The organism is Kitasatospora sp. NPDC058115 (assembly GCF_042884635.1).
GTDB lineage: Bacteria > Actinomycetota > Actinomycetes > Streptomycetales > Streptomycetaceae > Kitasatospora.
In genome coordinates, this window is sequence record NZ_JBHVTL010000008.1 from 134,712 (window position 1) to 147,088 (window position 12,377).

8 protein-coding genes are annotated in these 12,377 nt (G+C 73.7%); 6 read left to right on the forward strand and 2 right to left on the reverse strand.

The genetic code is table 11. The annotated features are described in order from the left end of the window. Positions 1 to 9: 9 nt before the first annotated feature. Positions 10 to 3,141: an isoleucine--tRNA ligase gene (gene ileS, locus ACFVVL_RS11100; protein WP_380286834.1), complete on the reverse strand. Its 3,132-nt coding sequence runs from the start codon at positions 3,139 to 3,141 to the stop codon at positions 10 to 12. A 580-nt stretch (positions 3,142 to 3,721) separates the two neighbouring features. Here ileS and ACFVVL_RS11105 point away from each other — a divergent pair. The 6 genes from ACFVVL_RS11105 (at position 3,722) to ACFVVL_RS11130 (ending at position 10,422) form a co-directional block, all read left to right on the forward strand. Next, positions 3,722 to 4,240, forward strand: a complete 519-nt coding sequence (locus ACFVVL_RS11105; protein ID WP_380286833.1) for a TraR/DksA family transcriptional regulator — start codon at positions 3,722 to 3,724, stop codon at positions 4,238 to 4,240. A gap of 90 nt (positions 4,241 to 4,330) precedes the next feature. After that, the gene (gene lspA, locus ACFVVL_RS11110) at positions 4,331 to 5,134 is read left to right on the forward strand and encodes a signal peptidase II (RefSeq protein WP_387673366.1); all 804 of its coding nucleotides are present in this window, start codon (positions 4,331 to 4,333) and stop codon (positions 5,132 to 5,134) included. A 64-nt stretch (positions 5,135 to 5,198) separates the two neighbouring features. After that, positions 5,199 to 6,137: an RluA family pseudouridine synthase gene (locus ACFVVL_RS11115; protein WP_380286831.1), complete on the forward strand. Its 939-nt coding sequence runs from the start codon at positions 5,199 to 5,201 to the stop codon at positions 6,135 to 6,137. Positions 6,138 to 6,148: 11 nt separating this feature from the next. Then, positions 6,149 to 6,610, forward strand: coding sequence for a GNAT family N-acetyltransferase (locus ACFVVL_RS11120; protein ID WP_380286830.1), 462 nt, complete (start codon positions 6,149 to 6,151; stop codon positions 6,608 to 6,610). A gap of 66 nt (positions 6,611 to 6,676) precedes the next feature. Continuing rightward, on the forward strand, positions 6,677 to 9,535 hold the full coding sequence (locus ACFVVL_RS11125) for an alpha/beta fold hydrolase (protein ID WP_387673370.1): 2,859 nt from the start codon (positions 6,677 to 6,679) through the stop codon (positions 9,533 to 9,535). 5 nt (positions 9,536 to 9,540) lie between these two features. Then, the gene (locus tag ACFVVL_RS11130) at positions 9,541 to 10,422 is read left to right on the forward strand and encodes an ABC transporter permease (protein WP_387673557.1); all 882 of its coding nucleotides are present in this window, start codon (positions 9,541 to 9,543) and stop codon (positions 10,420 to 10,422) included. Between the two features lie 269 nt (positions 10,423 to 10,691). Here ACFVVL_RS11130 and ACFVVL_RS11135 read toward each other — a convergent pair whose 3' ends face one another. Next, on the reverse strand, positions 10,692 to 12,326 hold the full coding sequence (locus ACFVVL_RS11135) for an alkaline phosphatase D family protein (RefSeq protein ID WP_387673560.1): 1,635 nt from the start codon (positions 12,324 to 12,326) through the stop codon (positions 10,692 to 10,694). Positions 12,327 to 12,377 lie beyond the last annotated feature (51 nt).

The window sequence follows — 12,377 nt, forward strand, 5'->3', positions numbered from 1 at the left end:
CGGGTTCGGTCAGGCCTTGCGGAGCTGGAAGGCGAGGCCGAGGGAGTCGTCGGAGAAGGTGTCGGACTGCCAGTCGGCGGCGCCGGCGGCGAAGTCGGTGGCGAGGACCTCCTCGGCGACGAGGGCGCCGTGCTCGGCGATGGCCTCCGCGGTCTCGTCACTGGTGGCCCGCCAGCGCAGGACGATCCGGTCGGCGACGTCCAGGCCGGAGTTCTTGCGGGCCTCCTGGATCTGGCGGATCGCGTCGCGGGCGATGCCGAGGCGCTTCAGCTCGGGGGTGATCGCCAGGTCGAGGGCGACGGTGGCACCGGACTCGTTGGCGACGGCCCAGCCCTCGCGCGGGGTCTCGGTGATGATCACCTCCTCGGGGGAGAGGGCGACGCTCTCGCCGTTCAGCTCGACGGAGGTGGCGCCCCCGGTGCGCAGTTCGGCGGCGAGCCGGGCGGCGTCCGCGGCGGCGACCGCCTTGGCAACGTCCTGCACGCCCTTGCCGAAACGCTTGCCCAGCGCGCGGAAGTTGGCCTTGGCGGTGGTGTCGACCAGCGAGCCGCCGACCTCGGCGAGCGACTCCAGGGCGGAGACGTTGAGCTCCTCGGCGATCTGCGCGCGCAGGTCGGCGGGCAGCTCGTCCCAGCCCTGGGCGGCGACCAGGGCCCGGGACAGCGGCTGACGGGTCTTCACGCCGGACTCGGCGCGGGTGGCCCGGCCCAGCTCGACCAGGCGGCGGACCAGCGCCATGTGGCGGGAGAGGTCGGCGTCGACCAGCGACTCGTCCGCCTGCGGCCAGGTGGCCAGGTGGACCGAGACCGGGGCGTCCGGGACGACCGGGACGACCAGGTCCTGCCAGACCCGCTCGGTGATGAACGGGGTGAGCGGGGCCATCAGCCGGGTGACCGTCTCCAGCGCCTCGTGCAGGGTGGCGAGCGCGGCGGCGTCGCCCTGCCAGAAGCGGCGGCGGCCGCGGCGCACGTACCAGTTGGAGAGGTCGTCGACGAAGCCGGAGAGCAGCTTGCCGGCGCGCTGGGTGTCGTACGCCTCGAACGCCGCGTCGACCTCGCGGACCAGGGTGTTCAGCTCGGAGAGCACCCAGCGGTCCAGCTGCGGGCGGTCGGCCGGGGCCGGGTCGTTCGCGGACGGGGCCCAGCCGGAGGTGCGGGCGTACAGCGCCTGGAAGGCGACGGTGTTCCAGTAGGTGAGGAGGGTCTTGCGGACCACCTCCTGGATCGTGCCGTGGCCGACCCGGCGGGCCGACCAGGGCGAGCCGCCGGCGGCCATGAACCAGCGGACGGCGTCGGCGCCGTGCTGGTCCATCAGCGGGATCGGCTGCAGGATGTTGCCCAGGTGCTTGGACATCTTGCGGCCGTCCTCGGCCAGGATGTGGCCCAGGCAGACGACGTTCTCGTACGAGCTCTTGTCGAAGACCAGGGTGCCGACGGCCATCAGCGTGTAGAACCAGCCGCGGGTCTGGTCGATCGCCTCGGAGATGAACTGCGCCGGGTAGCGCTTCTCGAACAGCTCCTTGTTCCGGTACGGGTAGCCGTACTGGGCGAAGGGCATCGAGCCCGAGTCGTACCAGGCGTCGATCACCTCGGGCACCCGGGTGGCGGTGCCGGAGCACTCGCGGCAGGCGAAGGTGACGTCGTCGATGTACGGGCGGTGCGGGTCGAGGCCGCTCTGGTCGGTGCCGGTCAGCTCGGTCAGCTCGGCCAGCGAGCCGACGCAGGTGAGGTGGCCCTCCTCGCAGCGCCAGATCGGCAGCGGGGTGCCCCAGTAGCGGTTGCGGCTGAGCGCCCAGTCGATGTTGTTGTTCAGCCAGTCGCCGAAGCGGCCGTGCTTGACGTTCTCGGGGAACCAGTTGGTGGCCTCGTTCTCCCGGACCATGGCGTCCTTGACCGCGGTGGTGCGGATGTACCAGGACGGCTGCGCGTAGTAGAGCAGCGCGGTGTGGCAGCGCCAGCAGTGCGGGTAGCTGTGCTCGTACGGCAGGTGGCGGAAGAGCAGGTCACGGGCCTGGAGGTCCTTGACCAGGGCCTCGTCGGCCTTCTTGAAGAACTGGCCGCCGACCAGCGGGACCTCGGGGGCGAAGGTGCCGTCGGCCAGCACCGGGTTGACCACCGGCAGGCCGTACTTGCGGCAGGTCGCGAGGTCGTCGGCGCCGAAGGCGGGGGACTGGTGGACGATGCCGGTGCCGTCCTCGGTGGTGACGTACTCGGCGTTGAGGACGTAGTGCGCGTCCTCGATCTCGACCAGGTCGAACGGGCGGCGGTAGGCCCAGCGCTCCATCTCGGCGCCGGTGAAGGACTCGCCGGTCGGCTCCCAGCCCTCGCCGAGGGCCTTGGCCAGCAGCGGCTCGGCGACCACCAACTGCTCGGTGCCGTCGGTGGCCACCACGTAGGTGACCTCGGGGTGCACGGCGGCGGCGGTGTTGGAGACCAGGGTCCACGGGGTGGTGGTCCACACCAGCAGGGCGGCCCGGCCGGCCAGCGGGCCGCTGGTCAGCGGGAAGCGGACGAAGACCGAGGGGTCGACGACGGTCTCGTAGCCCTGGGCCAGCTCGTGGTCGGAGAGGCCGGTGCCGCAGCGCGGGCACCAGGGGGCGACCCGGTGGTCCTGGACCAGCAGGCCCTTGTCGAAGATCTGCTTGAGCGACCACCAGACGGACTGCACGTAGGACGGGTCCATGGTGCGGTAGGCCTCGTCGAGGTCGACCCAGTAGCCCATCCGGGTGGTGAGCTCGGTGAACGCGTCGGTGTGGCGGGTCACCGACTCGCGGCACCTGGCGTTGAACTCGGCGATCCCGTACGCCTCGATGTCCTGCTTGCCGGAGAAGCCGAGCTCCTTCTCGACGGCCAGCTCGACCGGGAGGCCGTGACAGTCCCAGCCGGCCTTGCGGGCGACGTGGTAGCCCTTCATCGTCCGGTAGCGGGGGAAGACGTCCTTGAAGACGCGGGCCTCGATGTGGTGGGCGCCGGGCATGCCGTTGGCGGTCGGCGGGCCCTCGTAGAAGACCCACTCCGGGCGGCCCTCGGACTGCTCCAGGCTGCGCTGGAACACCTTGTTGTCCTGCCAGAAGGAGAGGATCTGGTGTTCGAGGGCGGGCAGGTCGACCTGCGCGGGGACGGGGTTGTAGGTGCTGGCCATCGCGGGCGTCTACCTCCGGCGGATGCGTGGACGGGATCCGACGGAGGGACGAGACGGCGAGCCGTCCCGCGGTACCACCCTCCTTGGCCGCGGTCCTGCGTGCGGCCCTCTTGTTTGGGCTTGCGACCGGGTCTACTGGGCCGGCGAGAGAGCTCGCGGACCGTTCTTCCGGCGGCTCCGGGGTGATCTTCGCGCGGTGCACACCCCCGGGCTCGCACCGTCCCCGGGTCGCTGGTGGCTGCGTACTGCGGTACTCGTCCCCATCTGCGCCTTGCAGGCCCAGTGTATCGGCCGTCGCAAGTCGGTTTCGGCGCGCCCGGCCCGGGGGCACAACTCTGTTCGGCGTGCTGGGCGTGGCGATTGGGACGTCTGCCCGGGTGGGATCATTGTGGGGCGTCGGTATGTCATGTTGTGACCGATTTTGATCGGGATTATCGTTCCGGCACTGGAGGCCGCCGGGAACCGGCGGCTCGATTCGTTCGTAGATGGGGTCGAAGCCATGGCTGAGAAGGCAACCGGCGCGGGTACCGCCACCAAGCGGGCACGCAAAGCCGTGGCAGGCGACCCAGGGGAGGGGACCGTGACCACTACCGCACGGCGCAAGAACACCACCGACACCACTCTCGTGGCCCCGGGCCGCACCCGTCCCCCGGCTCCGGCCGGGGCCGCCGCCCGGTCCGCCGGCGGCGCCGAGTCGGTCGACCCGGCCGAGCTGCCGGTCCGGCCCGGCGAGGACCCGTGGACCTCCGAGGAGGTGCACGAGCTGCACGCCGAGCTGATCAGCGACATCGACCGGCTCCAGCACGAGATCGGCGCGGCCGAGGCGGCCATCACCGGGCTGATGCGCGACTCCAACGACGGAGCCGGCGACGACCAGGTGGACGCCGGTACGAAGAACATCTCGCGGGAGAGCGAGCTGGCGCTGGCCAACAACGCCCGCGACAGCCTCGCCCAGACCGAGCACGCGCTGGCCCGGCTGGAGGGCGTGGGCTTCGGCACCTGCGAGTCCTGCGGCCAGGCCATCGGCAAGGCGCGGATGCAGGCGTTCCCCCGGGCGACGCTGTGCGTCCAGTGCAAGGCGAAGCAGGAACGCCGCTGACGGTTCGGGGCGACCGGCCGGGGCGGCGCGGGGGGTCGGGCGTGCCGTAGGCTCGACCCCGTAACGTCGCCCGACCCCTCGGCGGATCGGGTGTCCCACCGGCCCTCGGCCCCCCACGTCACGGCAGCGGAGCGGATCATCAGTACGCAAGGTTCCCCCCAGACCCGGGACGAGTCCGTCCCGACGCCCGCCGACGTCGCGGCCGGGGCCGTCCCGGTTGACGGGGAGGACTCCGCCGCGCCCGCCGCCCGGCCGCAGGCTCCCGCCGGGCCGGACGCCTCCGCGCCGCCGCAGGCCCCCGCCCCGGCGGAGGCCGCGGTGCGGACCGAGGAGCCGGCCCCGGCCGGGGAGGCCGTGCCGGCCGAGGAACCGAAGGGGCCCCGGCGGATCGGCGTGCTGCTGGTCATCGCCCTGCTCGCCTTCCTGATCGACCTCGGCAGCAAGCTGCTGGTCGTCGCCCGGCTGGAGAACCACGCGGCGATCAAGGTGATCGGCGACGTGGTGACCTTCCAGGTGATCCGCAACTCCGGCGCCGCCTTCGGCATGGGGCAGGCGCTGACCGTCGTCTTCACCATGATCGCCTCGGCGGTCATCGTGGTGATCTGGCGGATCGCCCGGCGGCTGTACAGCCTGCCCTGGGCGATCGCGCTGGGCCTGCTGCTCGGCGGGGCGCTCGGCAACCTCACCGACCGGCTGTTCCGCTCGCCCGGCGTCTTCCGGGGGCACGTGGTGGACTTCATCTCGGTCCAGCACTTCGCGGTCTTCAACCTCGCCGACTCGGCGATCGTCTGCGGCGGCATCCTGGTCGTCCTGCTCTCCTTCCGGGGCAGCAACCCGGACGGCACCGTGCACCAGCCGGCGGAGAAGGGCGAGAAGGCCGGCGGGGCCGAGTAGCATCGCGGCCCCGGCGCCGCCGGGGCGTCCGGCGGGGCCGCGCGCGTCCGGCATACTCGTACGGGTGAGTACCGCAGCGCAGATCCGCAGCCTCCCCGTTCCCGACGGCCTGGAGGGCGAGCGCCTCGACGCCGCCCTCGCCCGGATGTTCGGCTTCTCCCGGACCAAGGCCGCCGAGCTGGCCGCCGACGGCAAGGTGACGCTCGACGGCGCGGTCGCCGGCAAGTCGGACCGGGTCACCGCCGGCTCCTGGCTGGAGGTCGAGATCCCGGCGCCCGCCGCGCCGGTGCGGATCGTCGCCGAGCCGGTCGAGGGCATGCGCATCGTCCACGACGACGAGGACATCGTGCTCGTCGACAAGCCGGTCGGCGTTGCCGCGCACCCCAGCCCCGGCTGGACCGGCCCCACCGTGATCGGCGGGCTCGCCGCGGCCGGCTACCGGATCTCCACCTCGGGCGCCGCCGAGCGCCAGGGCATCGTGCACCGGCTGGACGTCGGCACCTCCGGGCTGATGGTGGTGGCCAAGTCGGAGCGCGCCTACACCGACCTCAAGCGGCAGTTCCACGACCGGGTGACCGCGAAGAAGTACCACACCCTGGTCCAGGGCCACCCGGACCCGCTCAGCGGCACCGTCGACGCCCCCATCGGGCGGCACCCCAGCTCCGACTGGAAGTGGGCCGTCACCCGCGAGGGCAAGCCGTCGATCACCCACTACGACCTCATCGAGGCCTACCGGGCCGCCTCGCTGCTGGACATCAAGCTGGAGACCGGCCGCACCCACCAGATCCGCGTCCACATGTCCGCGCTGCGCCACCCCTGCGTCGGCGACCTCACCTACGGGGCCGACCCGACGCTCGCCAAGCGGCTGGGCCTGACCCGGCAGTGGCTGCACGCCGTGTCGCTCGGGTTCGAGCACCCGGCGGACGGCGAGTGGGTGCAGTTCTCCAGCGAGTACCCCGCGGACCTGCGGAAGGCGCTGGACATCATCGCGTCGGAGAGCTGAGGGGGCCGGGAATGGACGGGACGATCCGGGTGGCGCGGGGGGAGGACGACCTCGCGCTGGTGCACGGTGTCCGCCGGGACGTCTTCATCGTCGAACAGGGGATCGCCGAGGAGGAGGAGTGGGACGACCTCGACCTCACCTCGGAGCACCTGCTGGCGTTCGGTGCGGACGGTGAGCCGGTCGGCACCGCGCGGCTGATCTTCGGGGAGCAGGCGCTGAGGATCACCGGCGGGATCGAGGGCCGGGTGCTGCTCGGCCGGCTCGCGGTGCTGCGGACGGCCCGGGGGACCGGGCTCGGCGCGCGGCTGGTGCGGGCGGTCGAGGCCGCGGGGCTGGCGCGCGGGGCGCGCGAAATGGAACTGCACGCGCAGGTGCAGGCGCTCGGGTTCTACGAGCGCCTGGGGTACGCGGCCGAGGGACCGGTCTACGACGACGCCGGCATCCCGCACCGGACGATGACCCGGGTGCTCTAGCTCGCCAGCCCGCAGGGCCGGTGATTTTATCGGACGCCTACTCCGGGGGCGGCTACGATCACCGCCATGGAGCTCGGAGGGGCGTGGCGCCGGTGGCGAGGCCGTGGGACGGCCGCCGGACGGAGACTGGTGGCCGGGGCGGTGGCCCTGGTGGCCGTCGCCGGGGCCGGCACGGCGGTGGCCGTCGCGGCCGGCGGCGAGCAGTCCGTCCGGCAGGAGGACCGCTTCCTCGCCATGCCCGAGACGCCCGGCAGCCCGCAGGTCGTCCAGCTGGACACGTCCTTCTTCACCACCGGTGACAGCCCGCGCCCGGCCGTCCTGCTCGGGCACGGCTTCGGCGGCTCCAAGGAGGGCGAGCGGGAACGCGCCCAGGAGCTCGCCCGGCAGGGGTACGCGGTGCTGACCTGGTCGGCGCGCGGCTTCGGGCGCTCCGGCGGGCGGATCGGGCTGAACGCGCCGGACCGCGAGGTCGAGGACGTCAAGCACCTGGTGGACTGGCTGGCGCAGCGCCCCGAGGTCCGACAGGACGGCCCCGGCGACCCCCGGGTGGGGATCACCGGTGCCTCGTACGGCGGTGCGGTGGCGCTGCTCGGCTCCGCGTACGACAGCCGGATCGACGCGGTGGCCAGTGCGATCACCTGGTGGAACCTGGCCGACGCGCTGTTCCCGCAGGGGGTGCGCGGCTCCGGCGCGATCGACGGCGTGTTCAAGAAGCTGTGGGCCGGGATCTTCTTCACCACCGGTTCGGTGGGCGAGCTCGGACCGTCCGGCGGCGCGGCGCGGCCGGCCCTGGCACCCGACCAGGGCGACGGGCAGGTGGGCTGCGGCCGGTTCCTGGACGAGCTGTGCCGGATGTACGACCGGGTGGCGGCCTCCGGGCACGCGGACCCGGAGGCCGTCGCGCTGCTCGACCGCTCCAGCCCGTCCTCGGTCGCCGAGCGGCTGAAGGCGCCCACGCTGGTGGTCCAGGGGCAGCAGGACTCGTTGTTCCCGCTCGACCAGGGCGACGCGATCGCCCGGGCGGTGGCCGCCAACGGCGCCCCGGTGGCGGTGGACTGGTTCGCCGGCGGGCACGACGGTGCGACCGACACCAGCGACCGGGTGGACACCCGGGTGGTGCAGTGGTTCGACCGCTACCTGAAGACCGGCGGCCCGAAGAGCGGCGACCCGAAGGGCGGCGGGTCGGAGGGCGGCGGCGGGGACACCGGCGCGGCGTTCCGGGTGACCCGGACCGGCGGGGTCGACTCGACGGGCTTCCAGACGGTGCTGCGCGGGGCGAGTGCGGACGCCTACCCGGGCCTCGGGGGCACCGGCTCGCGGCAGATCGAGCTGAAGTCCCCCTCCGGCGAGCCCGAGCAGGTCTTCGCCAACCCGCCCGGCGGCGCGCCGCCCAACATCTCCGCGCTGCCGGGATTCGGCGGCGCGCTCGGCCAGGCGTCCCAGCTGGGCGCCGGGCTGTCGCTGGACTTCCCCGGCCAGTACGCCGCCTTCGAGTCGGCGCCGCTGGACGGCTCGGTGCACCTGACCGGACAGCCGACCGTGAACGTCCGGGTGGCGGCGGACCGGCCGGACGCGGTGCTCTTCGCCAAGCTGTACGACGTCGCCCCGGACGGCAAGCAGAGCCTGCCGCAGCAGCTGTCCGCCCCGCTGCGGGTGACCGGCGCGGACGCGCCCGGGGGCAGGACCGTCACGGTGGCGCTGCCCACCGTCGACCACACCTTCGACGCCGGGCACCGGCTGCGGCTGGTGCTCGCCTCGACCGACCTCGCGTACGCCTCGCCCACCGAGCCCGCCACCTACCGGGCGGCCGTCACCGGACCGGTGACCCTGCCGACCGTCGACGAGCTGGTCACCGAGGCGGCGCCGCTGCCGTCCCGGACCTGGGTGCTGCCGCTGGTGGCGCTCGCGCTGGCCGCCGCGCTGGTGCTGGTGCCGAGGCTGCGCGCGGCCCGGTCCGCGCGCCGGGCGCACGGACCGGCGTACGATCCGGCGCTGGCCGGGGTGCCGCTGCAGATCACCGGCCTGAGCAAGCGCTACAAGGGCGCCGCCGACCGGTACGCCGTCCGCGACCTGGGGTTCCGGGTGGAGCAGGGCCAGGTGCTCGGCCTGCTCGGGCCCAACGGGGCGGGCAAGACCACCACGCTGCGGATGCTGATGGGCCTGATCAGGCCGGACGCCGGGGAGATCCGGGTCTTCGGCCACCTGGTGCGGCCCGGCGCCCCGGTGCTCTCCCGGGTCGGCGCGTTCGTCGAGGGCGCGGGCTTCCTGCCGCACCTCACCGGGCGGGCCAACCTGCGGCTGTACTGGCAGGCCACCGGCCGTCCGGAGGCGGACGCGCACCTGGAGGAGGCGCTGGCCATCGCCGGGCTCGGCGAGGCGCTGGACCGGGCGGTGCGCACCTACTCGCAGGGCATGCGGCAGCGGCTCGCGATCGCCCAGGCCATGCTCGGCCTGCCGGACCTGCTGATCCTCGACGAGCCGACCAACGGGCTCGACCCGCCGCAGATCCGTGAGATGCGCGAGGTGATGATCCGCTACGCGGCGGCCGGGCGGACCGTCATCGTCTCCAGCCACCTGCTGGCCGAGGTCGAGCAGAGCTGCAGCGACCTGGTGGTGATGGACCGGGGCCGGCTGGTCACCACCGGCGCGGTCGAGGAGATCGTCGGCGCGGGCGCGCAGCTGCTGATCGGCACCGACGCCTCGTTCGGGGCGATGGAGCTGGCGGCGGCGGCCGGCAAGGTGGCCGCGCTGGACGGGGTCGGCTCGGCGGAGGCCGTGGAGGGCGGACTGCTCGTCCGGCTGGACGGCATGGCGGGCAGCCGGCTGCTCGCCGAGCTGGTGCGGCTCGGGGTGCCGGTCGAGTCGGCCGGGCCGCAGCGCCGGCTGGAGGACGCGTTCCTGTCGCTGATCGGAGGTGCGGCGTGAGCGCCGTGGGTGCTGAGGTGTCGGCCGGTCAGGAGGCCGGTCGGGACGCCGGTCACGCGGCCGGCTACCGGGCCGGGCGGACGCTGCCGTTCCGGGTGGAGGTGGTCCGCCAGCTGCGGCGGCGCCGGACGCTGGTGATCGGCGGGGTGCTGGCCGCGATGCCGCTGGTCGTGCTGGCGGCGTTCGCGGTCGCGGGCACGCCCGGGCGGACCGGCCGGACCACGTTCATCGAGCTCGCCACCGCGTCCGGGCCGAACTTCGCGGCGACCATGCTCTTCATGGGCACCGGCTTCATGCTGGTGATCCCGGTCGCGCTGTTCTGCGGTGACACGGTGGCCTCGGAGGCCAGCTGGTCCTCGCTGCGCTACCTGCTGGCCGCGCCGGTGCCGCGGACCAGACTGCTGGTGCGCAAGTTCCTGGTGGGGCTGCTGTTCTCGGCGGCGGCCGTGACGCTGCTGCCGCTGGTCGGGCTGGCGGTCGGCACCGCGGCGTACGGCTGGGGGGACCTCCAGCTGCCCGTCGGGTCGAGCCTGACGGCGGGGGAGGCGCTGCCCCGGCTGGCGGTCGCGGTGGGGTACGTGTTCCTGAGCGAGATCGTGATCGCCGCGGCGGCGTTCTGGCTCTCCACCGCGACGGACGCGCCGCTGGGGGCGGTGGGCGGGGCGGTGTTCGCCTCGATCATCACCGGGGTGCTGGACGCCATCACGGCGCTCGGGGACCTGCGGGCCTGGCTGCCGGCGCACTGGCAGTACGCGTGGGCGGACGCCCTGCAGCCGCGGATGGAGTGGGGCGGGATGGTGCAGGGGGTGTCGCTCTCGCTGTCCTACGCGGTGGTGCTGCTGGCGCTCGCCTTCCGGGGGTTCGCCCGCAAGGACGTGGTGTCGTAGCGGTTCCGGTGACGGCCCCGCCCCCGGGCACCCCTCACGGGGCCGGGGGCGGGGCCGAGGCGGTTCGGTGGTCGTCCCGGTGGCCGTCCGGTGCGGGGTCGGTCCTCGTACGGCTCGGTGCGGTCGGCGGTCGGCGGCCGTCGTGCGGCGCCGGACCCGGTGGATCAGGATGCCGCCCGCGGTGACGAGCAGGCCGCCCGGCCGGAGCCCGGAAGCGGGGAGCCCCGCCCTCCGGGGGCGGCCGGAGGACGGGGCCGGTGCGGTGGTGGCTACTTGACGGGGGAGTAGACCCGCTCGATCTGCTGGGTGCCGGACTTGGTGCGGTAGGAGCGCGTCCACTTGCTGGTGGCGTCCTTGCGGGTCCGGTCGGAGAGCACGTAGTAGTCCATCTGCGTCTGGGCGGGGGTGACCTCCAGGACGCCGTAGCCGTGCGAGTCCAGGTCGACCCACTTGATGTGCGGGTTGGCGGCCTTGACCGCGGCGGCGGCGACCAGCGAGAGGGTCTGCGGCGCGACCTTGAGGATGTCGTCGATGTTGTCCGAGGTGACCGAGGTGACCACGAACTCGGTGGCGGCGCTGCCCGACAGCGGGTAGGTGGCGGCCTCGTTCGGGACGTCCGCGGCCCAGGCCGAGTGGATGTCACCGGTGAGGAAGACGGTGTTGGTGATGCCGTTCGCCCTGAGGTGGCCGAGCAGCTCCCGGCGGTCGTGGGTGTAGCCGTCCCACTGGTCGGTGTTGATCGCCAGGCCCTCGCCGGGCAGGCCGAGCAGCTTGGCCAGCGGGCGCAGCAGGTAGTCCGGCAGCGAGAAGAGCGCGACGGGGGAGATCATCACCTCGTTGCCGATCAGGCGCCAGGCCGTGTCGGAGGCGGAGAGGCCGGCCTTCAGCCAGTCCATCTGGGCGCGGCCGGTGATGGTGCGGTCGGCCGCGTCGACGTCGCCGTTGCCGACCTTGACCTGCTGGGAGCGGAACGAGCGCTGGTCCATCAGGTGCAGGTCGGCCAGCTTGCCGTAGCGCAGCCGGCGGTAGGTGGTGCCGGCCACCGACGGGCGGACCGGCATCCACTCGAAGTAGGCCTGCTTGGCGCCGGCCACCCGGGCCGCCCAGTCGCCCTCGGCGCCCGGGGTGTGGTTCTCGGCGCCGCCGGACCAGGCGTCGTTGGCGAACTCGTGGTCGTCCCAGATCGCGATGGCCGGGACCTGCGCGTGCAGGGCCTGGAGGTCCTCGTCCGTCTTGTACCGGCCGTGGCGGGTGCGGTAGTCGGCGAGGGTGAGGATCTCGTGGGCGGGGGCGTGCGGGCGGACCACGGAGCCGGCGGCGCAGAACTCGCCGGTCTTGTACTCGTAGATGTAGTCGCCGAGGAAGAGGAAGGCGTCGAGGTCGCCGCGGGCCGCCAGGTGGCGGTAGGCGGAGAAGTAGCCGGCCTCCCAGTTGGCGCAGGAGGCGACGCCGAAGCGGAGCCGGTCGAGGGCGGCGTCGGCGGCCGGGGTGGTGTGGGTGCGGCCGACCGGGGAGGTCGTGGCGCCGGCGGTGAAGCGGTACCAGTAGGCGGTGTCCGGGGTGAGGCCGCGGACGTCCGCCTTGACGGTGTGGTCGGTGGCGGCGGAGGTGGTCACGGTGCCGCTCGCCGCGATCCGGGTGAAGCCCTTGTCGGCGGCGATCTCCCAGCGGACCTCGGTGTCGGCTCCCAGGCCCGAGCCGGGGACGGCCTCGGGGGCCGGGGTGACCCGGGTCCAGAGCAGGATGCCGTCGGGCAGCGGGTCGCCGGAGGCGACGCCGTGCAGGAACTGCGGGGCGGTGGCGGCCCGGGCCGCGGCGCCGAGGGTGAGCGGCAGGGCGGTGGCGCCCGCGACGACGGCGGTGGCCTTGAGCACCTGGCGGCGGCGGGGGCGGGCGGGGGTCATGTCTTCGACAAGGTCGGTCACGGCGGACAGGCTACCGGCGGGTAACGAGCT

What these genes read in the sequence shown, in the direction of transcription:
- ACFVVL_RS11120 (WP_380286830.1), top strand. Translation starts at nt 6,149, where the DNA reads ATGGACGGGACGATCCGGGTGGCGCGGGGGGAGGACGACCTCGCGCTG.
- ACFVVL_RS11135 (WP_387673560.1), bottom strand. Translation starts at nt 12,326, where the DNA reads ATGACCCCCGCCCGCCCCCGCCGCCGCCAGGTGCTCAAGGCCACCGCC.
- ileS (WP_380286834.1), bottom strand. Translation starts at nt 3,141, where the DNA reads ATGGCCAGCACCTACAACCCCGTCCCCGCGCAGGTCGACCTGCCCGCC.
- ACFVVL_RS11125 (WP_387673370.1), top strand. Translation starts at nt 6,677, where the DNA reads ATGGAGCTCGGAGGGGCGTGGCGCCGGTGGCGAGGCCGTGGGACGGCC.